17 protein-coding genes are annotated in these 22752 nt (G+C 71.7%); 9 read left to right on the plus strand and 8 right to left on the minus strand.

Annotated features, from left to right (window positions below; genetic code table 11):
• Positions 1 to 88 precede the first annotated feature (88 nt).
• The gene (locus tag ABD191_RS03695) at positions 89 to 1231 is read left to right on the plus strand and encodes an XdhC family protein (protein ID WP_344076788.1); all 1143 of its coding nucleotides are present in this window, start codon (positions 89 to 91) and stop codon (positions 1229 to 1231) included.
• Positions 1232 to 1266: 35 nt separating this feature from the next.
• Positions 1267 to 2499 (plus strand): MFS transporter, encoded by a 1233-nt coding sequence (locus tag ABD191_RS03700; protein WP_344076790.1) that lies wholly within the window; start codon positions 1267 to 1269, stop codon positions 2497 to 2499.
• On the opposite strand, the gene ABD191_RS03705 is transcribed toward ABD191_RS03700, so the two are convergent.
• Positions 2496 to 3083, minus strand: coding sequence for a TetR/AcrR family transcriptional regulator (locus ABD191_RS03705; RefSeq protein WP_344076792.1), 588 nt, complete (start codon positions 3081 to 3083; stop codon positions 2496 to 2498). The two genes, ABD191_RS03700 and ABD191_RS03705, sit on opposite strands and share 4 nt — an antisense overlap.
• Positions 3084 to 3249: 166 nt before the next feature.
• Here ABD191_RS03705 and ABD191_RS03710 point away from each other — a divergent pair, with 166 nt between their 5' ends.
• The 5 genes from ABD191_RS03710 to ABD191_RS03730 all read left to right on the plus strand — a co-directional run bounded on the left by ABD191_RS03710 (position 3250) and on the right by ABD191_RS03730 (position 8968).
• A complete protein-coding gene (locus ABD191_RS03710) occupies positions 3250 to 4887 on the plus strand; it encodes an MDR family MFS transporter (RefSeq protein WP_425560647.1) in 1638 nt (545 codons plus the stop codon).
• Positions 4888 to 4999: 112 nt separating this feature from the next.
• Positions 5000 to 5641 (plus strand): lysoplasmalogenase, encoded by a 642-nt coding sequence (locus ABD191_RS03715; RefSeq protein ID WP_344076794.1) that lies wholly within the window; start codon positions 5000 to 5002, stop codon positions 5639 to 5641.
• A 9-nt stretch (positions 5642 to 5650) separates the two neighbouring features.
• Entirely contained in the window at positions 5651 to 6067 is a 417-nt protein-coding gene (tsaA, locus tag ABD191_RS03720; protein WP_344076796.1) for a tRNA (N6-threonylcarbamoyladenosine(37)-N6)-methyltransferase TrmO, read from the plus strand.
• A 66-nt stretch (positions 6068 to 6133) separates the two neighbouring features.
• Positions 6134 to 7090 (plus strand): hypothetical protein, encoded by a 957-nt coding sequence (locus ABD191_RS03725; RefSeq protein WP_344076798.1) that lies wholly within the window; start codon positions 6134 to 6136, stop codon positions 7088 to 7090.
• 12 nt (positions 7091 to 7102) lie between these two features.
• Positions 7103 to 8968 (plus strand): M48 family metalloprotease, encoded by a 1866-nt coding sequence (locus ABD191_RS03730; RefSeq protein WP_344076800.1) that lies wholly within the window; start codon positions 7103 to 7105, stop codon positions 8966 to 8968.
• A gap of 83 nt (positions 8969 to 9051) precedes the next feature.
• Here ABD191_RS03730 and ABD191_RS03735 read toward each other — a convergent pair whose 3' ends face one another.
• Entirely contained in the window at positions 9052 to 9753 is a 702-nt protein-coding gene (locus tag ABD191_RS03735; RefSeq protein ID WP_344076802.1) for a response regulator transcription factor, read from the minus strand.
• Between the two features lie 296 nt (positions 9754 to 10049).
• On the opposite strand from ABD191_RS03735, the gene ABD191_RS03740 reads away from it, so the two are divergent.
• Entirely contained in the window at positions 10050 to 10883 is an 834-nt protein-coding gene (locus tag ABD191_RS03740; protein WP_344076804.1) for a hypothetical protein, read from the plus strand.
• Between the two features lie 206 nt (positions 10884 to 11089).
• Here ABD191_RS03740 and ABD191_RS03745 read toward each other — a convergent pair whose 3' ends face one another.
• The 3 genes from ABD191_RS03745 to murD form a co-directional block, all read right to left on the minus strand.
• On the minus strand, positions 11090 to 14245 hold the full coding sequence (locus tag ABD191_RS03745; protein WP_344076806.1) for a hypothetical protein: 3156 nt from the start codon (positions 14243 to 14245) through the stop codon (positions 11090 to 11092).
• Positions 14246 to 14348: 103 nt separating this feature from the next.
• Positions 14349 to 15962, minus strand: coding sequence for a hypothetical protein (locus tag ABD191_RS03750; protein WP_344076808.1), 1614 nt, complete (start codon positions 15960 to 15962; stop codon positions 14349 to 14351).
• A 123-nt stretch (positions 15963 to 16085) separates the two neighbouring features.
• Entirely contained in the window at positions 16086 to 17363 is a 1278-nt protein-coding gene (murD, locus tag ABD191_RS03755) for a UDP-N-acetylmuramoyl-L-alanine--D-glutamate ligase (protein WP_344076810.1), read from the minus strand.
• Between the two features lie 252 nt (positions 17364 to 17615).
• On the opposite strand from murD, the gene ABD191_RS03760 reads away from it, so the two are divergent.
• Positions 17616 to 18122 carry a protein-tyrosine phosphatase family protein gene (locus ABD191_RS03760; protein ID WP_344076812.1) on the plus strand — a complete coding sequence of 169 codons (507 nt, stop codon included), beginning with the start codon at positions 17616 to 17618 and terminating at the stop codon, positions 18120 to 18122.
• Between the two features lie 124 nt (positions 18123 to 18246).
• Here the strand turns inward: ABD191_RS03760 and ABD191_RS03765 are convergent, their stop codons facing one another.
• The 3 genes from ABD191_RS03765 to ABD191_RS03775 form a co-directional block, all read right to left on the minus strand.
• Positions 18247 to 21519 (minus strand): AfsR/SARP family transcriptional regulator, encoded by a 3273-nt coding sequence (locus ABD191_RS03765; RefSeq protein WP_344076814.1) that lies wholly within the window; start codon positions 21517 to 21519, stop codon positions 18247 to 18249.
• A 229-nt stretch (positions 21520 to 21748) separates the two neighbouring features.
• Positions 21749 to 22120 carry an MmcQ/YjbR family DNA-binding protein gene (locus ABD191_RS03770; RefSeq protein WP_344076816.1) on the minus strand — a complete coding sequence of 124 codons (372 nt, stop codon included), beginning with the start codon at positions 22118 to 22120 and terminating at the stop codon, positions 21749 to 21751.
• Between the two features lie 45 nt (positions 22121 to 22165).
• On the minus strand, positions 22166 to 22720 hold the full coding sequence (locus ABD191_RS03775; RefSeq protein ID WP_344076818.1) for a TetR family transcriptional regulator: 555 nt from the start codon (positions 22718 to 22720) through the stop codon (positions 22166 to 22168).
• Positions 22721 to 22752 lie beyond the last annotated feature (32 nt).

The raw sequence follows: 22752 nt of genomic DNA on the forward strand, positions 1-22752 counted from the left end.
TCACCACGCGCACCCACGCCACCCAAGAACCCGGGATTGTTCAGCGGTCTCCTAGCGCCCGCGACCCACCAAGGGTCATAGTTGGCCCGTGCGCGACGTTCTTGACGAACTCCTCGCCTGGTGGCGCGCCGGCGAGCCGGTCGGCATGGCCACGGTCGTGGCTACCTGGCGCAGTTCGCCCCGGCCGTCGGGCGCGACCATGCTGGTCGGACCGGACGGCACCGCGGTGGGCAGCGTGTCCGGCGGCTGCGTGGAGGGCGCTGTCTACGAGCTGGCCGGGGAGGTCGCGCGGACGGGCGAGCCGGTGCTGCAGCGCTACGGCATCAGCGACGACGACGCGTTCACGGTCGGCCTGACCTGCGGCGGCATCATCGATCTCTTCGTCGAGAAGGTCGACCGGGACAGCTTCCCCGAGCTGGGCGACGTCGCCGCCTCGATCGCGGCCGCCGAGCCGGTGGCCGTGGTGACCTGCGTCGACGGGCCCGCCGACCGGCGCGGCCGAAGGCTGGTGGTGTGGCCCGACCGGCGCGCCGGGACCCTGGGTCTGGAACGCCTCGACGACGCCGCCACGGACGACGTGCGGGGCATGCTGGCCGGCGGGCGTACGGGCCCGCTGCGCTACGGCCACGACGGCGAGCGCCGCGGCGACGACCTGCTGCTGTTCGTCAGCGCGTACGCCCCGCGCCCCCGGTTGATCGTGTTCGGCGCGATCGACTTCGCGGCGGCCGTGGCGAAGGTGGGGGCCTTCCTCGGCTACCACGTGACCGTCTGCGACGCCCGGGCGGTCTTCGCGACCGGCAAGCGGTTCCCCGACGCTGACGAGGTCGTCGTCGACTGGCCGCACCGCTACCTGACCGGGCAGATCGCCGACAACAAGGTCGACGGGCGTACGGCGATCTGCGTGCTCACGCACGACCCCAAGTTCGACGTGCCCGTGCTGGAGGTGGCGCTGGCCCAGCCGGTCGCGTTCGTCGGCGCGATGGGCTCGCGGCGCACCCACGACGACCGGATGGCCCGGCTGCGCGAGGCAGGCGTACCGGAAGAGCAGTTGATCAAACTGGCGTCGCCGATCGGGCTGGACCTCGGCGCCCGTACCCCTGAGGAGACGGCGATCTCCATCGCCGCGGAGATGATCTCCACGCGGTGGGGCGGCAAGGGCGCGCGACTGTCCGATCTGGACGGGCGGATCCACCACGACCTGGATGTGGGGGACCTCACCCTTAATTCGTAAGGGCGATTAAGTGGTCGGTCGCTTACCGTCGAAGGATGCGTGCCCATAACCGCTGGCCGGTCGCGAGCCTGTCCGTGCTGACCGCCGCGGTGCTCCTGTCCGTCACCACCGAACTGCTCCCCACCGGCCTCCTGCCATCGATGAGCCGCGACCTCGGCGTCTCCGCGGGACGGCTGGGGCTGCTGGTGACCGGGTACGCGCTGATGGTGGCGCTGTTCGCCGCCCCGCTGGGCATCATGCTGGGCCGGGTCGGGCGGCGGCGGCTGCTGGCCTGGTCCGTGGCCCTCTACGCCATCAGCAACGTGATCGTCGCGGTCGCCCCGAACTTCCCGGTGGCGGCCGGCGGTCGCCTGCTGGGCGGCCTCACCCACGGCGCGTTCTGGGCGATGCTCGCCGGGTACGCTTCCCGGCTCGTGACGCCGGAGCGCATCGGCCGCACGGTCACCATCGTCTCCGGCGGCGGGACGGCCTCCGTCCTGATCGCCGTCCCGGCCGGCACCGCGCTCGGCGTGGCCACGAGCTGGCGCGTCGCCTTCGGCGTCCTCGCCGCGATCTCCGTGCTGCTCTTGGTGGCGGTGGTGCGGGTGTTGCCGCCGTTGCCCGGCACGGCCGCCGTGAACCCGGTGCCCCTGCGCCGGGTGATCCGCCTGCCCGGCCTGCGGCCGATCATGTTCACGACCGCCGTGACCGTGCTGGGCTACTTCGCCTTCTCCACGTACGTCGCGGTGTACCTGCTGCGCGCGGGCCTGAGTGAGGGGCAGATCGCGCTCGCGCTGCTCGGTTCGGGCGTGTTCGGCGCCATCGGCCTCGTGCTCGGCGGGGTCTTCGTCGACCGCCAGCCGCGCATGTCGCTGGTGGTCTCGATCTTCGCGCTGGCCACGCCGATGGCGTTCGGGGCGGTCGCTGGCTCGTCGACGGTCGTCGCCCTGATCACGGTCGCCCTGGTCAGCTTGGGCATGGGTGCCGTCCCGGCGCTGCTGCAGACCGCGACGCTGCGGGTCGCTCCGGGTGCCAGCGACCCGGCCTCGGCGCTCAACGCCAGCGCCTTCAACGTCGGCATCGCCGGTGGGGCCCTGCTGGGCGGGGTGGTCGTGGACACGTGGGGCAGCGGTGCGCTGCCGCTCACGGCCGCGATCCTCTGCGGCGCGGGCGCGGTCGCCGTGGTGGCGCTGCGGGTCGGCGCGCCGCAGCTTCGCGTCGTGGAAAAGCCCGGGGGTACGCCGGACGAGCGCCCGGCCGGGGTCGCGCCGGAGGCGATGGTCGCCTAGCGGGCGGTGAAGTCGGCGCCCATGCGGTCCAGCGCCTGGTTGATGACCTCGATGAGGGTGCCCGCCTGCGGGTGCTCCAGCCAGTACTGGGCGCTGATGCGGATCGTGGCGAGGTAGGCGGTGGCCATGAGGCGCGCGGCGAGCGGGTCGTCCGTGCGGTTGGCGAGTTCGGCGGCGAGGTCGGCCTCGAACCGCGCGTGCAGCGCCATGTGGGCGGCGAGCAGGGTGGGGTGGGTGCGCATCATGCGCCAGCGGGCGATGCCCTCCGGGTCGGCCTCGGCCATCGCCTCGTACATGACCGGGGCGCTGGCGCGTAGTGCCTGCCAGGCCGGCTCGGCGGCCGGGCGCTCGCGCACCTCCGCCAGCATCCGGTCGATGGAGGCGCGGTAGCCGTAGAGGAGGGCGTCCTCCTTGTTGGCGAAGTAGTTGGAGAAGGTCCGCCGGGACACGTTGGCCGCCTCGGCGATGGCCTCCACGGTCACCTGGTCGAGGCCGTGCTCCTTCGCCAGGCGCATGGCGGCCCGGTGCAGGGCTTCGCTGGTCGCGGCCTTCTTCCGGTCGCGCAACGTCGGGACGGTCTCCACGGGCAGTCACGATAGTGCGTGCGGTAATGGCTTGCCCTGTAATCTTGTGCACACTGCGAAACTTTGCCCGGTGTGCAACTTCGTGGCAGGCTGGGTCGGGCGCGAAATACCTGTATGGGCCACGCGTCTGGTCAAATCCCCGGCAACCCATCCAGGAGGCAGCCGCGTGAGCGCGCCATCCACTCCGCTTCCCCAGGCCGTGCGGCCCGACGCGCCAATGAGCCACCGCGAGGTGCTCGAGGCGATGAGCGGCCTGCTGCTCGTTCTTTTCGTCGCGCTGCTGAGCGGCACCGTCGTGTCCACGGCGCTGCCGAAGATCGTCGGCGCTCTCAACGGATCGCAGAGCCAGTACACGTGGGTGGTCACGGCCGCCCTGCTCGCCGCGACGGCCACCACGCCGATCTGGGGCAAGCTGGCCGACCTGATGAACAAGAAGGTCCTCGTGCAGATCGCGATCGGGATCTTCGTGCTCGGCTCGGTGCTCGCGGGGTTCGCGCAGAACATGCCGGAACTCATCAGCGCCCGCGCCGTGCAGGGCCTGGGCATGGGCGGCCTGCAGTCCCTCGTCCAGGTCGTCATCGCCGCGATGATCCCGCCGCGCGAGCGCGGCCGCTACAGCGGCTACCTCGGCGGCGTCATGGCGCTGGCCACCGTGGGCGGCCCGCTGCTGGGCGGGGTCATCGTCGACTCGTGGCTCGGCTGGCGCTGGTGCTTCTTCGTGGGCGTCCCGGTGGCCGCCATCGCGTTCGTCGTACTCCAGAAGACGCTGCACCTGACCACGGTCAAGCGCGCGGTGAAGATCGACTATCTGGGCGCGAGCCTGATCGCGGCCGGCGTCAGCGTGCTGCTGATCTGGGTGACCTTCGTGGGCAACTCGTTCGCGTGGGCGTCCTGGCAGACCGGCGCCATGGTCGGCGCCGGCGTGCTGATCCTGGCGGGCGCCGTGGCCGTCGAGGCGCGGGCCGCTGAGCCGGTTGTGCCGCTCCACGTCGTCAGGGAGAAGACGACGTCGCTGGCCATCCTGGCCAGCCTCGCGGTCGGCATGGCGATGTTCGGCGGCTCCGTCTTCCTGGGCCAGTACTTCCAGGTCGGGCGCGGCTACAGCCCCACCGAGGCGGGCCTGCTCACCATCCCGATGATGGTCGGCGTGTTGTTCTCGTCAACCATCACCGGCCGGCTCATCACGAGGTCCGGCAAGATCAAGCCATACCTCGTGGCCGGCACGACCGTCCTGGTCGCCGGCTTCTTCATGCTCTCGTTCATCGACCACGAGACTTCGCTGACGTACCTGTCGGCCGCGATGCTCCTGGTCGGCGTCGGCGTCGGCATGTCGATGCAGAACCTGGTGCTCGCCGTGCAGAACACCGTCAAGCTGCGCGACATCGGCGCGGCCAGCGGCTCGCTGACGTTCTTCCGGTCCCTCGGCGGCACGATCGGCGTCTCCGTTCTCGGCGCGGTGCTGGCCAACAGGGTCACCGCGAACCTCACCGACCAGTTCACCCGGGCCGGCATCGCCCCGTCCGGCGGCGGCAAGACCAGCAACCTCAACATCGCGGAGCTGCCCGAGCCGATCAGGACCATGGTCCGGGCCGCCTACGGGGACGCGACCGGCCACATCTTTCTCATCTCGGCCCTCATCGCGGTGGTCGGCGTCATCGCGACCATCGTCATGCGGCCCCGGCTCCTGCGGTCCAGCCTCGACCTTCCCGCGCCGCAGGAGGTCAGCCCGGCCGCCGACGCGACCGGCACGCCGGCCCGGGTCGAGCCGCTGACCGTGGGCCGGGACCGGGCCGGCGGAACCTGAGCAAGCTCGGTCGCTGGCCGGGCGTCATGCCCTGAGCAGGGTCTTCTCAAACGCGAAAACTATTCGTACGATCCCCGGCGTACCCGAGCAGCGACGTCGGAAGGCCTGAGCGATGCGTGACCGACTGTCCCGGCCGCTACTCGTCTTGTTCTGGGCCGTCGCGGTCGCCCACCTGGTCGCCCTCGCGGCCCCGGCCGGCGGGCTCGCGTACGTCACGAAGGCACTGCTCATGCCCAGTCTCGCCGCGTGGGCGCTCACCCGCCGCGCGCCCGGGCTGCTCGTGGCCGGCCTGCTCTGCTCGGCGGCCGGCGACGTGCTGCTGGAGCACGAAGGCCTCTTCATCGCCGGGATGGCGGCGTTCGCGGCCGCGCACGTCTGCTACGTCATCCTGTTCGTACGCCGGGGCGCGGTCGTCGCGGCGCGCCGGCGGTGGGCGGTCGTCGCGGCGTACGCCCTGGTGTGGTTGGCCCTCATCGTGGTGATGTGGCCGGGCCTGGGTGACCTGCGGATTCCCGTCGCGGCGTACTCGCTGCTGCTGACCGCGACCGCAACCCTCGGCGCCGGCCTGGGCCTCGGCGTCGGGGTGGGCGGCGCGCTGTTCTTCGTCTCCGACACGCTGATCGCCATGCGGCTGGCCGACCTGCCCCGGCCGCCGGGCGTGGACCTGCTGGTGATGGCGACCTATATCGGCGCGCAGTGGCTCATCGCGTCCGGCGTCGTCGCGCGGACACCGCGACCGACCACAATGGGCTAATCTGCCCGTGTGTTGGGGGAGCGGTTTGTCGCGTACGCCATCGGTCGGGTCGATTCGCCCTTGCGCGAGCGCGCCGCCGCGCCCCGCCAGGGCGACGAGGGTGCGCCCGAGGCGACGGTCGTGTTCGACGACGGCGTGCTGGAGGGCCTCGGCGGCCTCGCGCCCGGTTCGGATGTCCTGCTGCTCACCTGGCTCGACCGGGCCGACCGGGACGTGCTCGTCGTGCATCCGCGCGGCGACGTGAGCCGGGCGCCCGCCGGGGTGTTCGCCACCCGCTCGCCCGACCGGCCGAACCCCATCGGCCTGCACCGGGTCACGATCCTGTCGCTGGACGGCACCCGCATGCGGGTGAGCAACCTCGAGGCCCTCGACGGCACCCCGGTCATCGACGTGAAGCCGATCCTGGACCCGATCGCGGACCGCTGACCCCGGCGCCTGGCTGCGCGATCAGCGGGCAGCGGGACATCGATCGCTTCGTTATGCTGCCGCGCCATGGCTCTGTTCAGGAAACGTTCGGCGGAGGTCAAGCCGAGCATCGTCATCGACCCGTTGTTCGGTGACCCGACAGCGCGGCAGTTGCAGCAGGCGCTCGCGGCCCGCGATTGGCCGACCGTCCGGTCGATCCTCGCAGCGCCGATGACGTCCAACGACCGTACGTGGTTCATGAGTGTGGCCTGTGACGATCCGCACCTGCAGGAGTGGATCGACCAGGCGGTCGCGGCCGAGCGCGGATCGACGCTGCCGTTGCTGCTCAAGGGCGGTCGGTACGTCCGATGGGCGTGGGAGGCGCGCGGCTCCGGCCTGGCGGGTTCGGTGGGCAAGGACGTCTGGCCGATCTGGTTCGACCGACTGCGCCGCGCGGAGGACTGCCTCGACGAGGTGGTCGAGCGCGAGCCCGGCAACGCGGAGGCCTGGCAATGGCTCATCACGCTGGGCCGCGCGCGGCAGGTGGACGCCGAGGACCGGTGGCGGCGCTTCAACGGGCTGCTTGCCGCCGAGCCCGCCCACTTCGGCGGCAATCGGCAGATGCTTCAGGGCCTGATGCGCAAATGGTCGGGCAGCCACGAGCAGATGTTCGAGTTCGCCCGCAAACGCACGGCCGAGCACCCGGGCACCGACGTGCCGTTCCTCATCGTCGACGCGCACCTCGAGGTCTGGGACGGCGCCACCTTTGAGTATCTGTCACGCCGCGAGGTCAGCGACGAACTCCTCGCCGCGGCCGAGGCGTCGATCTGGCACCGGGACTATCAGCGCACCCGCCGCACACCCACGCTGCTGAACGCGTTCGCGTTCTGCTTCGCCGCCGCCGACCTGCACGACGCGGCCGACCGGTGCTTCGCCGAGATCGGCGACAACCTCGTCACCGAGTGGCCCTGGCAGTACCTGACCGCGGACGCGGCGACGAACTACACCAGCATGCGCGACTACGTGCGCGACAACCTCTCGTAGAAGGAACGGGTTATGGCTACCACCGTGCGGGCGGCGCTGTCCGTACTCATGCTCATCGGGTTCTACGTCCTCGCCCTGGCCATCGTGGTCGGGCTCGGGGTGCTGTCGGTCATGGCCTTCCAGCGCGGCAGCTCGGGCGTCGCCGGCGCCAAGCTCGGCTTCTTCGCGATCGCGGTGGCGATCGCGCTGGTCGTGGCGTTGTGGCAGGTGGCACGGGCCAAGTCGGAGCCGGTCAAGGGCCTGCGCCTGAGCCCGCAGCAGGCGCCCGAGCTGTGGCACATGGTGCGCGAGCTCGCCGCCGTGGCGCAGACCCGGATGCCGGACGAGATCATCCTCATCCCGATCGTGAACGCGGCCGTGTCCGAGGACACGAAGCTGCTCGGCCTCATCGGCGGCCGGCGGCGCCTGTACATCGGGGTGCCGCTGCTGCAGGCGATGAGCGTGGCGCAGCTGCGCTCCGTGCTCGCCCACGAACTCGGTCACTACTCGGGGCGGCACACCCAGCTGGGTGCGATCGCCTACCGGGGCCGGGCCGCGATCCTGGCCACGGTCGGGCAGCTGTCCGGCAACGTCGTCGGCTGGGTGCTCAAGCAGTACGCCAAGCTGTACCTGCTGGTCGCCGCAGCCGTGAACCGGCGCCAGGAGCTGGAGGCCGACGAACTGTCCGTGCAGGTGGCCGGCCGCGCCGTCGCGCAGCACACCCTGCGCGAGCTGCCCGTCATCGAGGCGGCCTGGAACTTCTACGAGGGCAGGTACATCGACCCGGGCTGGGAGGCCGGCTACGCGCCGACCCCGGCCGACTTCTTCGGCGGCTTCAGCGGCCTGCTGCGCGCCCGCACGGACGAGCTGGCCGAGCTGCGCAGGGAGCCGCCGCCGGCGGAGCAGTCGAAGTGGGACTCGCACCCCTCCATCGCGGCCCGCGTGCTCGCCATGGACCGCATGCAGGACACCTTCGTGCCGGCCGACACCCGCTACGCCACCGACCTGGTGCCGATGTTCGACCGGGCTGCCGAGGCGGTCGCCGCGATGACGGTGCAGTTCGACGGGCGCACGCAGCTGCCCTGGGAGCAGTTCACCGCCGTGGCCGTGCTCGTGCAGGAGCAGCGGAACGCCGACCTGGTCTACCGGGCCGCCGCGCGGCTCACCGGCGGCGGCGAGGCCGGCCTCGGTACGGTGTTCCAGCTCGTGCACGAAGGCCGGCTCGGGGAGCTGGCCGCCGAATTCTTCCCGGACGCGACCCGCCGGGAGGCCGCCCAGCGGTTCGTGGCCCCGATGACGCTGCTGCTGCGGGTCGCGGCCGTGCGCTCGAACGTGGCGTACTGGCGGCACTCGTGGACGGAGCGGGCCGAGTTGGTGCGCAACGACGGCCGGCCCCTGGACCTGCGGCCGCTCGCCGAGCTGGCGGTCTCGCCGCAGACCCTCGGCGAGGCCGCGTCGCAGCTGGCCGCCCTGGGCGTCGACGTGCGGGCGGCCGTGCAGGTCGACCGCGTCGCCACCGCGCACGGCGGCGACATCATCGGCGGCCTGGCGAACGTGTCCGTCAACGGCAAGCCGCACGACGTGCTGATCCTCGACAACGGACTGATCATGCAGTCGTGCCCGAAGAGCACGGACGGCGGCAAGGACCGCCTCATCGCGTGGGGCCGCTCGGCGCCCGTCAGCGAGCTGGCCGCGAAGAGCTGGTTCCTGCCGTACGAGGAGATCGCCACCGCGAGGCTCGTGAAGAACACGCCGATCCGCGTCGACCTGACCCTGCACGACGGCCGCACGGTGGCCGTGCACGAGGCGTGGACCGGCGACCGCCTGGCCCGCGACAGCGACGACGCGCTGCGCGCGGCCATCACCCCCTACCTGCCGGAGAACGCCGGCGCCCGGTAGCGCGTGACGTGGCCACCGGGGCGCCCGCCGCGCCCCGGTGGCCACGCCGGTCCACGACCCGGCGTCGGTGGCGGGCGAGAAGGTCACCGGCTGGCACCGCCACACGTCCCGGCGTCGGTGGCGGGCGAGAAGGTCACCGGCTGGCGCCGCCACACGTCGCTGGCGCTTCGCCGGTCGGTCACCTTCAGCTGGCGGAACACGCGGTGCAGGTGGTTTTTCACCGTCTTGATGGAGACGGCGAGCCGGTCGGCCACGTCCTGGTTGGACAGTCCCTGCGCGACGAGGTCCATCACCTCGCGTTCACGGGCGGTCAGGCCGCCGTACGGCGCGAGGCCCGCGTCGCGGCGGAAGTACTCCACGACGGCCGCGGACGCGGACGGCGTGAGGTACGGCTGGCCCGCGGCGGCCAGGCGGACGATGCCCGCCAGTTCGCCGAGGTCGAACTGGCCGTGGACGAGGTAGCTCAGCGCCCCCGCGCCGACCGCCCGCGCGATGGCGGCCCGATCGTCGGCGGCGCTGACCACGACGACCCCGGCCGCCTCGACGATCTGCGACGGGATCTCGCGGGTGTCGAGGCCGGGCAGCTCAGCGTCGAGCACCACCACGTCGGGCGGGCGGCGCAGCAGGCGGGCGATCAACTCGGTGCCGTCGCCGGCCTCGGCGACGACGGTGATATCGGATTCGCGTTCCAGGAGCGTGCGTAGGCCTAGTCGAACCACGTCGTTGTGGTCGGCGATGAGGACGCGCACGCAGGCCCTCGGTGTCGTCCATGCCGGTGACCTCATGACGGAACTGTCCACAGGCGAGCCTCCCCAGGTTCCCACCCGTCCACAACGGATGGGCCGCTGTCGGACGGGCCCAAGGATAATTCGAACGACAAGGCTTTGTAACTCACTGCTAACATCAAGAACGCTGAGTGACGGAGATCCGTCCCTATCTGTCCGTTGCGTCAGGGGGTTGTTTTCGTCACGTATCGAAAGGTGGGACGCCGTCGACGGGAACTACCGCGCGCGGGACTGGCGTACCAGATATTGATGTCTATCATTTCTCTGCGTTGTTCCGCGATCGACAGGAGCTCAGCATGAGGAAGATCCGTGCGCTGGTGACGGTCGGCGTGCTCGCCGCCGCCGCGCTGGCCACCACGCCCGTCACCGCGTCCGGCGCGCAACGCGGCGGCTGCCCGCCGCGTGGCGCGCTGTTCTGTGAGGACTTCGAATCCCACCCGGTGGGCGGGGCCAGCAGCCTCAAGTGGGGCCTGGACACCAAGCACGGCACGCTCACGGTCGAGCGCGCCGGCCGGGACGGCAAGGTGCTGCGCGTGCACACCGAGGGCAACGGTACGGCGTTCCTCAAGGTGGTGGACTTCTCCGCGCCGGGCAACAGCTTCTACGGACGCTTCCGGGTGAAGGTCGACGAGTTCCCGACCGCGCCCGACTGGGCCCACTTCACCCTCGTCGAGGCCACCGGCTCGGGCAGCAAGGAGGTAGTGCGCCCGTTCGGCGGCCAGTACGCCCCGTCGGTCACCCCGCCCGGAAGTTTCTGGGGCGTCGGCGCCGACGGCGGCCCCACGGGCGACTGGACCAACTGGCGCGAGTCCGCCCCGGTCGTCGAGGACCGCTGGCAGTGCGTCGAGTTCCAGTGGTACGCCCCGCAGAACCGCATCACCGTCTGGATCGACGGCGTCCCGCAGCCCGACATGACCGTCTCGACCACCGAGCACGGCGGCGCGCCGGTCGACTTCGTCCTGCCCACCGTGGACACGATCAAGATCGGTTGGCAGCTCTACCAGGGCAACCCCAGCCCCGACCACTACGACCTGTGGCTCGACGACATCGCGTTCACGACCAACCGGCTCGGCTGCGGCACCGGCACCCGCCCGAACCACGCCGCGAGCATCGTCCGGCTCCCGGAGTAGGCAACGGGTCGCCGCCCTCGGCGCCGGCAACCGGGACCTTGGCGCCGGGCGCCGGGGCCTGGCTGGCGTCCCCCCGCCAGAGGCTGTGGTTCTTGGGGGCAAAACCCACTCATAGGTCGGGTTTGCCCCCAAGATCCGGCGCCGCGGGCGCGGCCCCTGCTGGGCGTCGCGGAGCCGGCTGGGCGCCGCGGGCGCTGCTGGCCTCGCTACTGGGCGTTGAGGTCGTACTCCGTCGCGACCACCTGGTCGGTCGGCAGGATCTCGATCCACTGGCTGAACACCTCGAACGGCTCCCTGCCGAAGGCGATGCCGCCCTCCAGCGGGTCGAAGCCGTTGGCGAACACGGTCTCCGCCGGCAGCGCCATCTGCGTGTTCACCACCGTGTCGTCGACCGGCACGGGCGTGAGCGAGCGCTGGTACTCGGCCTGGATCTTGTCGGCGATCATGAGGAGCACCTGCGCGATCGTGGCGCCGTTGTACTCCGGCGGGTCCTGGGTCGCGTCGTACGGGTAGGCCTCGTCGAGGCCGTCCGTGCCGGCGACCTCGGGCCGGCGCAGCCACGCCATCGCGTCGCGTTCGCGGCCGGGACGGATGGGCAGGACCGCCTTGACCCACGGCGAGTTCAGGAACGCGTTGCGGTGCGCGTCGCCGTCGAGCTGGATGAGCCAGCCCAGCGAGGCGCCCAGCGGCGCGGGCGCGGTCTCCTCCGTGATCAGGTAGTACGGCCGGTGACCCGGCAGCACGACCGGCTTGCGCTTGCCCAGCCACAGCACCTTGTCGCTCACCGCCGGCTCCGCGATGATCGTCGGCTGCAGGGAGCCCTGGTTGTCCTTGGACGCGAGCTTCTGCTGGCGCGGGCGCCACCAGTCGGGCGCCACGAAGTACAGCATGGCGTCCACGTCGAACAGGTAGCGGATCAGCTCGGAGGCGACGTGGTAGTCGTCGTTGCTCCAGCCGGTCTCCTTGCCGTAGAGGCGGCTGATCACGGCGCGGTAGATGACGTTGCGCTCCTCCTCGCGCAGGTCGACCGCCGGGCGGGGGCGCACGTTGCTGACCAGCTTGAGCCGGGCGCGCAGCGTGTCGTAGAACAGCTGCTCCTTCTTCACCGCGACCTCGTCGTTGTACGCGGTCTTCGCGTCCGCGTTGATCTTGTCGATGTCAGCCTTCGCCTGGGGCGTTGCCTCGTAGACGAGCGTCACGTCGAACGGGATGGCCTGCTTGCCGCCGAAGTTCGCGTGCGTGAGCTGGATGGTGAAGCGGTTCGTGGCCGGGTCCGGGTTGGGCAGCAGGCCCGCCTCGTCGACCGTGAAGCTCACCTGAGCGCCGTGGAAGTCGATGGAGCCGATGCGGGTGAGCACCATGCCGGGCGGCGGGGGCGGCACGGTGAACGAGTGCTTGAACTGGATGATGTCGTCCGTGCCCACGTCCGGCACGAAGATGCCGTGGTCGGCGTTGTCCTTGGACCGCGCGTACGTGTTCTCCGCGTCGTCGTCCGCGCCCTGGTAGAGGATGAACGGGATGGCCAGGTTGTGGGTCTTCTCGATCGGCGCCGGGTACGGCTTGACGTCCGGCGGCTTCACGCCCGGGTCGGCCGCCGCCGACGAGGCGTGCACGAACTCGCCCAGGCCGAGCGTGTCGCCCGGGTTGTCGACATAGAGCTGCCAGCACAGCTGCTGGCCCAGGTCCTGCACCTGCACGGCGACCTTGCGCATCTTGCGCGAGAGCTGGTAACTCACGAGCCGGTCGGTGGTGTTCTGCAGGACGTACCGGCGGCTGGAGGTGTCCGTGGTCTCCGTGACCGTACGGAAGGTGGTCTTGTAGTTCTGGCGCACCTCGCTGGACAGCTTGGAGCTCTGCTCGCGCATGTGCTTGTGGGTCTGCTCCTGCGCCTGCCGGCGCGAGGAGTCCATGTTGAAGCTGGCGCTCGCGCTGGCCTGGAAGATGCTCGCCACCCCGCCGCTGCCCGTGGCCGTCACCCCGAGCCGCACGTCGTTGGCGTTCTCGACCTTCACGGCGTCCGACAGCTCGTCGCGGTCGGTCTGCGACACCTCGGACTTGTCCGTGGTCTCGATGCTCTGCTCGACCGTACGTTCGGTGAGCGTGCGGCGCGTGTTGACCTCGACCAGCTCGACCGTGCCGCCCGGGCTGATCCACACGTGGCCGACGGGCGGGCCGAGGAACGTGCCGAGCTCGAAGAAGTACTCCCGGAACATGTGCAGGATGCCGATCGGCGACAGGAACGCCCACGTGGCGGGGTGGCCGGTGGAGAAGAACTCCGCCGCCGCGAGCACCCGCTGCCACGACGGCACGGTCGCGCGGAACATCGTCGACACGGTTTCCGGCGAGGTCTGGCCGAGGTAGTGCAGCAGCGAGGCGGCGGCCGCCTCGCGGGTGGTCCCGCCCACGGGCGGCTCGGGGGCGGCCGCCGCGAGGTTCATCATCATGGTCGCTTCGTCGCCGGCCGCGGGCCGCCCGGCCGCCGGGCCGCCGGCCACGATGTTGCGGGTGATCGCCGTCAGTGGCGCGTCGCGGTGCGACGACAGCAGGGACTGCCACTCGCGCGGGTGCGCGGGTACCTCGGTCGCCGCGAGGTGGGCGGCCAGGTCGCGGCCGACGGCCGTGCCGGTCCGGTCGGTCACGGGCGGCCCGGCGAGCTTCACGATCGGCCCGGTGGGGATCGGCCGTGGGGAGGGGCCGACCGGTTCCGGGGTGGGAGCCGGCGCGGGCGCGGGCGGCAGGCCCGGCGCGGCGCCGCCCACGAGGTCGACCGCCCGCCGGAACCGGCTGGCCGTGGCGGCCGTCAGGTTCTCGTGGTTGAGCGCCGAGCGCCAGCCCACCAGCGGTTGGTAGACCCCGAACGGCTCGGACGCGTACGGCAGGATGCCGTGGGGGACCACGGACGCCGACTCGGCGCGGGCCGCCGGGCCGGGCAGCACCTGGCTCAGGTTGGCCGTGCCGTCCGGGGTCAGGCTGAACAGCAGTGCCTTGGGGGTCACCACGGGCGGGGCGCCGTCGCCGGTCGCCGCGGGTACGGGCGGCACGGACACGAGCGTCACGGCCGTGAACTGGTCGGTCGCCTTCGGCGCGACGAAGGCGATCTCCACGCGACCGCCCTTGATCTTCGCGGCGTCCGCGATCACGTACTGGACCGCGCCGGACGTCACCGCCACGGTCATGCCGCGCAGCGCGTCCGTCGCGGTGAACTTCGCCGGGTCGCGGATGTCGAGCAGCTTGCTGAAGCCGAGCCCGATGCGGCCCGTGACCTGACCGTCGATGGTCACCCGGTAGCGCCACAGCGCGTGGGTGCCGCCGGGGATGGCGGGGAACGGGGCGGCGTCCACGAACGTCACCTGAAACGGCATAACTGCCTCCGGGGCGCGGGGTGGGGAGAGCGTGGGCCCTATGAAAGACGATCCGGCCCGGTTCGGGTGACACCTGGTCGCTAATCCGATACGGACGGCACCGTTACGGTTGAGTCCTTCCCACCGTGGTGACCGATGCCGCGTGCGCGAAGGCGATCCGCGCCATCGTGTGGTGTGCGTCCAGAAAGGACGGTTGCTCGCCGCCCGGGCCCGGCGCGACGTACGAGTCCGACATCCGCATGCTGGTCCACCGGCGGTTCTGCAGGAACCGCGCCCACAGGGCCCCGCTCGTGGGCGGCGACGGCACGTCCGCGTCCAAGCCGCCGCCGCGCAGCGCCGTGAACACCGGGTGCGGATCGGTGAGCGGGTCGGGCGGCACCCGACCCGTGGAGTGGTAGCTGCGCACCACCCGGGTGGCGTCCGCGCCGAACCAGCGTTGCAACAGGTCCAGGTACGGCCGCCAGCCGCCGGTCGCCGGGTGGAACCCGTCCATGTCCCACAGCTCGCGCCACGCGGCCGCCCACAGCGCCTGCGGGTTGTCGGCGCCCGCGCCGGTCGGCACGCCCCACAGTGCCGAGCCGAGGCCGGTGTTCCAGTTGGCGCTGTTCATCAGCGTCTTGACCGGCGCGATGCCCGTGCTGAAACCGCTGACCGCGACCTTGCCGACGGCCGGGATCGCGCCGAAGTCGGGCGCGTGCAGGCCGATGCCGAACCGCCGCAGGTTCGGCCCGGCCAACTCCTCGGGGCTGTTCGCGTCGGCCGGCCGGATGCCGAGGTTGCTCGTGCGCGCCTGCCGGTGCAGGAACAGCGACACCTCGCGCAGCAGCCGGTAGACGGCCTCGCCGGAGCCCCACGGCCCCCAGTCGCCGTGGTTGCAGATCGGCATGACGACGACCGACCGGTTGCGCCAGGCGAGCAGCTCGAAGATGAAGTAGAACTCGTCGAGCAGGTACTTCTTGCCCAGCTCGAAGTACTGCTGGATCGGCGTCGTCGACCCGACCAGCCCGTACGGGTAGGTCTTGGTGTATTCGGCGGTGTGCGGGCTGTAGTACATGACGAAGTCCAGCGCCGGCAGCGGCGTCGGGCTGTTGAGGTGCGGCGCCCACACGGCCACAAGGTGCTGCGGCTGGCTGCCCTGTCCCGGGTAGAGCAGCCAGTAGAACCGCCCGTACGCCGCGATGTTGACATCGACCTTGTCGTGGACGAAGCGCGCCCAACCGGTGGGCGGATCGACCGGCGCGGTCGCCGCGAGGGGCACGGCCGCGGCGCGCCACACGGTCCGCGTCGTGTTCCAATGCCCGGCGTACGTGTGGACCTGCGGGTTGCCGGGCCACTTCCACAGCAGGGCGGCGTGGGGATCCCGGGCCCCTTTGTCGCCCAGGATCGCTGTGATCTCCTCCGGGGGGAACTCCCGGGCCGGCACGGTGTCCAGCCGGCCCAGCCGCACGGTCAGGGTCACGTCGTCGCCGGCCACCGCCCGGGAGACCAGCGGATTCATGCCGGTCGCGGTGCGCATGTCGCCCGCGTACGCCTGGTTCTCCGGCACGTAGTTCGGGTGGTTGACCTGGATGAGAGGGGTTGCGGTCGGGTCGGCCAGCGTGGTGGCCCACCTTCCGGCCTGGTCGGTGGCCCCGCGCTGCGCGCCGACCGCGACCTGCGCGCCGGGGACCGGCGTGCCGTTGACGTCCAGGACGATCACCGTGCAGTTGAGGGGCATCGCGTCAGTGTGGGGCGCCCACAGTCCATCGTGGAGCGCTGTGACGCCTGTCTGACCGACCAGCGGTTCCGGTGCTGCGACGGCCGGGCCGCCAGATCAATGGCAGGGCTGCCGGTTTTGGACCTAACCGAGTGAGCCCACCGCAGCGATGAACTGGTCGCCTCGGTCCGCATAGTTGCGGTAGTTGTCGAGGCTTGCACACGCCGGTGAGAGCAGTACGACATCTCCGGGGTACGCCACTGATGCGGCCCGGTTGACTATGGCCGACATCGGCCCTTCGACAAGTTCGTAGTCCGTGAATCCATGCGCGTGTAGAGCCGAGGCGATGGCGGGGCCGTCCTGGCCGACGACCAAAGCCCTGCGGACGCCGCAGGTCATGACTGCTTCTGCAAGGGTTTCGTAGGTGACGCCTTTGCTCGATCCTCCGAGTATCACGACCTTCGGCGCGGTGAACGCGGCCATCGCGGCGCGACTGGTTTCCGGGGTGGTGGAAAGCGAATCATTGACATAGAGGACACCGTCGACCTCGCCGACCGGCGCTAGGCGGTGTGGGAGCGGCTCCAGAGTGCGAACCCCCGCTTGGATGACCGATGGGTCGCCGCCGACGATGTCGTGGGTAGCCGCCACCGCAGCCGCGATGTTCTCCAGGTTGTGCCGTCCCAGGAGGTGTACGTCGGCCACGTCGACGATCCTGGTTTGTCCACGAAAGATCCCGGACTCGCGAACGTTGAAGCCATCAGGCCTACCGACCGGGACGGGACGTCCGGGGCTCCGGGCCGCGATCCCCGACGCGATGGGGTTGTCGGCCCTGAAGACAATCACGTCATTCGGATTCTGAAATGCAGCGATCGGGGCTTTTGACTCGTAATACTCGCTCAGTTCGGTATGCCAGTTCACATGGTCGGGTGTTATCGGAAGTACCACGGAAATGTGAGGAGAGGAGGAGCAGTCCATCAATTGGAAATTAGAGATCTCCAGTACAACCCAGTCGTCGGCACGGACCCCTGAAAGGAACGTGAGCGGAGGAACTCCAATGTTTCCGGCCAGAAAAACTCGCTGTCCGGCGGCGCGGAGAATCGACGTTATCGCCGTGCACGTGGTTCCCTTCCCTTGGGTTCCCGTGACGCCGATGACCGGAGCGGGGCAGGCGCGCAGGAACTCGCGGATGACGCTGGTTGTCGCGATGCCGGGCGGAATCAGGTCCGGTCGCACGCCAGGGCTGCGGACGACAAGGTCGAATTCGTTCAGGCCGGCGAGGTAGTCTGGGCCGACCCGAATTGCGACGCCTTCCGGGGTATCGGTGTCCAGCTTCGGCGCGCAGACGGTTACATCGCCCTTGTCCAGCCAGTAGTCCACCGCCGCGCGACCCTCGACGCCGTAACCCACAACCGCGATCCTCAAGCGTGGCCCCTCAACGATCGGCAGCCGGGCGGGATCCGCGCCGGTGAACTGTCTGGAACTTCGCACTTTTCGGGCGTAAACCTTAACACGGGTCCGGTGTCGGCCCTTTTGGACGGCCACCCAGACCGGGTCTGTCAAACGGACGGCTCTGTCGCGCTTCGCCGGACCGACCCACGACAACGTCGCGCCGAACCCGGGAAACCGTTGCCCCTGACCGTCATCCCCTCAACGGGAAAGTAGGTGCCACAGCAGATGCGCCCCACCCTGTTCGCCATCGAGCAGCCGGGCCCCGGACGGCTCAGCACCATGACCAAACCCCGAGGCGGCGACTGGCTTGTCGACGAGATGACCGCGCTTCGCGCGGCTGACGTTGACGTCCTCGTGTGCGCGCTCACCACCGCCGAACTCGACGAGGTCGACCTCACCGAGGAACCCCAGGCTGCCGCCGAGGCCGGCCTGGAGTTCGTGTCCATCCCGATCGTCGACCGCGATATACCCGATCCGGCCGCCGTCCTGCCCGACCTGCGACGACTCGCCGAACGGCTCCGTGCCGGCGACCACATCGTCACTCACTGCCGGTTCGGCATCGGCCGCGCATCGCTGCTCGCCGCCGGCATCCTTGTCCTCAACGGCCTCGCGCCGGACCAGGCCTGGCAACAACTTGAACGAGCCCGCGGCCATGCTGTCCCCGACACCCCCGCACAGCGCGACTGGCCGAACAAGCTCCTCACTGCCCATACATCGAAGATCACTTTATAGAAGAACCAGGCTGACCAAACGGCAGATGTGCGGACGGGCTGGCTTCCAGCTCCTACGCCCATGGGATCCTGCCGGGCTGACGTCATACAACGTCATCACCGAAAGTGCGCCAGAGCCGTTCGCTTTACCGTCCCTCGAGCAGCGCACGCAGCCGCGATGCCTGGTACGACCCGGCGGCCTCGAACAGGCGCAGCGCCTCGCGGCGGGCGGCCACCCGCCCGGCGCCGTCCACCGCGTCGCCCAGCAGCTCGTGAGCCTCGGCCTCCCCGACGCGATGACCGCACTCGGCGAGCACGGCCGCGGCCTCGCGCGCGTGCCCGGCCGCCTCGTCGGCGGCGCCCGCGAGCAGGCGCGCCCGGCCCAGCACCGTCCGGGCCCGGGCGGCGAGGGACTGGTAGCGGCCGGCCTCGCCCACCGCGACGGCCAGCTCGGCGCGCGTCCGGGCGGCCTCGTGGTCGCCCAGGTCGGCGTGCGCGTTGGCCAACGCGATCAGCACGTACGCCTCGACGGGCGGGTCGTTGGTGTGGCGCGCCAGGCCGAGGGCCTCCTCCGCCAACTCGACGGCGCGGGCCGGCGCCCCGGTGGCCCGGTCGAGGTCGGCGAGGGCGCAGATGGCGATCGGCAACTGGCGGCCGTTGTTCGTCTCGCGGGCCAGCGCGATGGCCTGGTTCGCGAGCCGCCGGGCCGTATCGAAGTCGCCCGTGTCCAGGGCGACCTCCGCCAGGCAGCGCAACGCGGAGGCCTCCCCGTGCCGGCTGCCGATCTCCCGGTGGATCGCCAGGGCCTGCGCCACGTGCTCGCGCGCCTGCGCCGGCTCGCCCATGTCGCGCAGCGTGTGGCTGACGTGCACCAGGCTGACCGCCTCGGCGGTGCGCGAGCCCATCTCGCGGGCCAGCGCCAGCGCGTGGGTGTGCTGCTCCAGGGCCCGGTGCAGCTGGCCCAGCTCGGCGTACGCGCCGCCCAGGTTGCCCACGAGCACGGCCTCCAGCGTGCCGTTGCCGAGCTTGCGGCACAGCTCCAGCCCGTGGACGAAGTGGGCGATCGCGGCCTCGGGCTCACCGGACTGCCACAGGCCGATGCCCACGTACGACGTCGCGTTCGTCTCGCCGGGCAGCCAGCCGCTCGCCTGGCTGAGCGCGAGAGCGGCCTGACCCTCGCGGATCGCGTCCGGGATCTGCCCGCGCACCCCGTACATGTGGCACAGGCTCAGGCGCGCCGCCGCCTGGGCCATGACGTCGCCGGCCGCCTCGGCCGCTGCCAGCGCCGTACGCGCCGTGCGCAGCCAGTCGACCGTCCGCATGGTGAGCCAGTAGTACCCGCGCAGCCCGTCGGCGAGCCGCCAGGCCACCTCGCCCGGCCCTTCCTGGGCGGTGTGCGTGATGATCGCGGCGAGGTTGGCCGACTCGGCGGCGAGCCAGGCCGAGGCCGCCGGCTCGCCCGCGAACCGGACGGGCGGGTCGGCCTGGTCCTCGGGTTCGGGCAGCCGGACGGTCTGGGGGTAGAGCACAGCGGCGGCGGCACTGGTGTGGCGCAGGTAGTGGTCGTAGAGGCGCGCGGCGGCCGCCGCGCGCTCGTCGGCCGGGTCCTCCCGCTCGGCGCGCTCGGCGGCGTAGCGGCGCAGCAGGTCGTGGCAGCCGAACCGGTCGGGCCCGACGCGCTGGACGAGGTGGCTGCGCACCAGGTCGTCGAAGAGGGCGCTCGCCGCCGGGACGGACGAGCCGAGCAGCGCGGCGGCCGCCGCGGCGTCCACCTCGGCGCCGGGCACGAGGCTCAGCAGCCGGAACAGCCGGCGGGTGGCCGGCGGCAGCGCCTCGTAGGACAGGTCGAACGCCGCCCGCACGCCCGCGTGCGGGTCGCCGGGGATGTCCAGCTCGCCGACCCGGTCGCGGTCGCGCAGCGACGTGACGTAGCTGTCGATCGTGTCGTACCCCCGCACGATCACGTTCGCGGCGGCGATGCGCAGCGCGAGGGGCAGGTACGAGCACAGCCGCGCCAGCTCGACCGTGGCCGCCGGCTCGGCCGTGACCCGGTCGGCGCCCAGCAGAGTGGCGAGCAGGCAGTGCGCCTCCTCCGGACCGAGGACGTCGACCGCGACCCGCGCGGCCCCGTCCCGGGCGACCAGGCCGGCCAGGTGGTCGCGGCTGGTGACGATGACGAGGCAGCCCGGTCCGCCGGGCAGCAGCGGGCGGACCTGGTCGGCGTCGCGGGCGTTGTCGAGCAGCACGAGCAGGCGCCGCTCGGCGGTGACCGTGCGGTAGAGGCTGGCCGCCTGGTCGGCATCGTCCGGTACCCGCTCGGGGCGCACGCCGAGCGCGTCGAGCAGCCGGGCGAGCGCGTCGAGCGGCCGCAACGGCGCGCTGCCGGGCGCGAAGCCGCGCAGGTCGAGGCTGAGCTGGCCGTCCGGGAACAGCCCGCGGTTGGCGTGGGCCCAGTGCACGGCGAGCGCGGTCTTGCCGACGCCCGCCGTACCCATGACCGCGGTGATGACGACCGCGGCCGGCCGCCCCGCTACCCGGGCCATGGCCTCGTCGAGTTGGCGCAGGTGCTCGCGGCGCCCGGTGAACCCGCTGACGTCGGCCGGCAGCTGGGCGGGCACGGCCGCCTCGGGCGCCGGGGCCGGGGCCGCCGCCGGGACCGGTGCCGGGGGACCGGCGAGGCGGGCGTCCCCGCGCAGGATGGCGACCTGCAGCTCGGTCAGCTCCGGGCCGGGCTCGATGCCCTCCTCGTCGGCGAGCAGCTGGCGGTAGTCGCGGAAGCTCTGCAGGGCCTCCACCTGCCGGCCGCCCCGGTAGAGGGCGAGCATCAGGCGGGCCCGGATCGCCTCGCGCATCGGGTACGCGTCGACGAGCGCGGCGAGGTCGTCGATGAGCGCCTCGTGGCGGCCCAGCCGCAGCTCGATGTCGGCCAGGTCGGCCACGGCCGCGAGGCGCCGGTCGGTGAGCCGGGCGCGTGCCGCGTCGACGAACGCGCCGCTCGCGTCGGCCAGTGGCTCGCCCCGCCACAGCGCCAGGCCCTCGCGCAGCAGGTCGGCCGCCGCGGCGGCGTCGCCGCCGTCCGCCGCCCGCTGGGCGCGCGCCACGAGCCGCTCGAAGCGGCCGAGGTCGACGTCGTCGGCGTCGACCACGAGGCGGTAGCCGAAGGACCCGCTGTCCAGGCTGGCGGTGGAGCCGGCGGCGACCAGGGTCCGCCGGATGGCGTGCACGGCCATCTGTACCTGGGACTTCGCCGTGGGCGGGGCGGCGCCGCCCCACAGCGCCTCGATGATGGCGGGCAGCGATACGGCCCGGTCGGCTTCCAGGAGCAGCAGGGCGAGCAGGCCCCGACTCTGGGCCCGGGCGACGGTATGTCGATCGTCGTTGATGACCAGCGCCACCGGTCCGAGCACTGTAAAGCCCACGACATCAACGTAATGGCAGTGTCCACCGCTTACTGAGGCGGGCCCGGGTGCGCGCATAGCGGGTGTATAGCGGCGCTGCCTAGATTGACTGCCGTAACGGTGCTCAGCCGGGCGCCGACTCGGGCGGTCCCGGCGAACGGGGGCCGCTGGGCGGGGTCAGGGGTCGGCCGGGTCCAGCGGGCGGGCACCGCGTGGGTGGCCCGGCGCGTCGCGGCGCCGGGCCCAACCGCTACCCGCGTTCGTCGAGCCGTTTGACCAGCGATTTCGGCGCTATGGTGCGATAGGCGTCCGTACAGACTTCGGCGATCTCCGCCCAGTCCACCTCGCCGTCCAGGCGCACGCCGATCCACCCCCGGTGCCCCACGTACGGCGGGCGGAAGTAGACCGCCGGGTCGGCCGCGATGAGTTCCTCCTGCGCGCCCACCGGCGCCGCACACCACAGGTGCGCGAACTCGTCGCGGTGATGGCCGTTCGCCCACAGGGTCACGAACGTGCTCCGGTCCCGGACGAACCACGTCGGCGCCCCGTGGCTGGGTCGCTCCGTCACCTCGGGGAATGCCAGGCAGATCGCGCGTACCCGGTCGAGCAGATCGTCGGTCATCGTTGGAGTGTACGGGCACGGCCGTCCGCCGTGGGCCCGCGCGGATCAGGGCCGCAGGGCGCGGTTCAGCAGGGCCCAGCCGCTGTCGGCGGTCGCGCGGCGGTCGGCCGCCGGTGTCCTGGCCACGATGGCGGCGATCATGCCGATCGCCAGCATGAGATCGTCGAGTCCGACGGACTCGCGGATCCTCCCGGCCCGACGCGCGGCGGCCAGCGGCCCGGCCAGCGTGGCCCGCACGCGTTCGTTGATCGCGTCGAGCCGCGGCTCGGCGCCGCCGGCCATCACGAGGTCCACGAAGGCGACCGAGTTGATCACCATGCGCGTTATCGTGGCCAGCATGCCGTCGAGGGTGCAGGTGGGGTCGGTCGCGAGGGACTCCAGCCGCGCCACGTTCTCCTCGAACACGGCCATGGCGAGGCTGATCCGATCGGGGAAGTGCCGGTAGAGGCTGCCCTGGCCGACGCCGGCCCGCCTGGCCACCGCGGACAGTGGGGCGTCGATGCCACCCTCGGCGAACACCTCCACGGCGGCGGCCAGCAGCGCTCGGCGGTTGGCCTGCGCGGCGCTACGGCCGAGGTTGGGTCGACGGGGAGCGGTCACGCGTGATTGTCACCTCGCGTGCCGGTCGATCA

It is taken from the genome of Luedemannella helvata (assembly GCF_039528415.1).
GTDB classification, from domain to species: domain Bacteria; phylum Actinomycetota; class Actinomycetes; order Mycobacteriales; family Micromonosporaceae; genus Luedemannella; species Luedemannella helvata.

Bases quoted from the DNA above. Each gene is read 5' to 3' on its own strand.
- ABD191_RS03700 (WP_344076790.1), top strand. From the start codon at position 1,267: ATGCGTGCCCATAACCGCTGGCCGGTCGCGAGCCTGTCCGTGCTGACC.
- ABD191_RS03715 (WP_344076794.1), top strand. From the start codon at position 5,000: ATGCGTGACCGACTGTCCCGGCCGCTACTCGTCTTGTTCTGGGCCGTC.
- ABD191_RS03725 (WP_344076798.1), top strand. From the start codon at position 6,134: ATGGCTCTGTTCAGGAAACGTTCGGCGGAGGTCAAGCCGAGCATCGTC.
- ABD191_RS03730 (WP_344076800.1), top strand. From the start codon at position 7,103: ATGGCTACCACCGTGCGGGCGGCGCTGTCCGTACTCATGCTCATCGGG.
- ABD191_RS03735 (WP_344076802.1), bottom strand. From the start codon at position 9,753: ATGAGGTCACCGGCATGGACGACACCGAGGGCCTGCGTGCGCGTCCTC.
- ABD191_RS03740 (WP_344076804.1), top strand. From the start codon at position 10,050: ATGAGGAAGATCCGTGCGCTGGTGACGGTCGGCGTGCTCGCCGCCGCC.
- ABD191_RS03745 (WP_344076806.1), bottom strand. From the start codon at position 14,245: ATGCCGTTTCAGGTGACGTTCGTGGACGCCGCCCCGTTCCCCGCCATC.
- ABD191_RS03750 (WP_344076808.1), bottom strand. From the start codon at position 15,962: ATGCCCCTCAACTGCACGGTGATCGTCCTGGACGTCAACGGCACGCCG.
- ABD191_RS03760 (WP_344076812.1), top strand. From the start codon at position 17,616: ATGCGCCCCACCCTGTTCGCCATCGAGCAGCCGGGCCCCGGACGGCTC.
- ABD191_RS03770 (WP_344076816.1), bottom strand. From the start codon at position 22,120: ATGACCGACGATCTGCTCGACCGGGTACGCGCGATCTGCCTGGCATTC.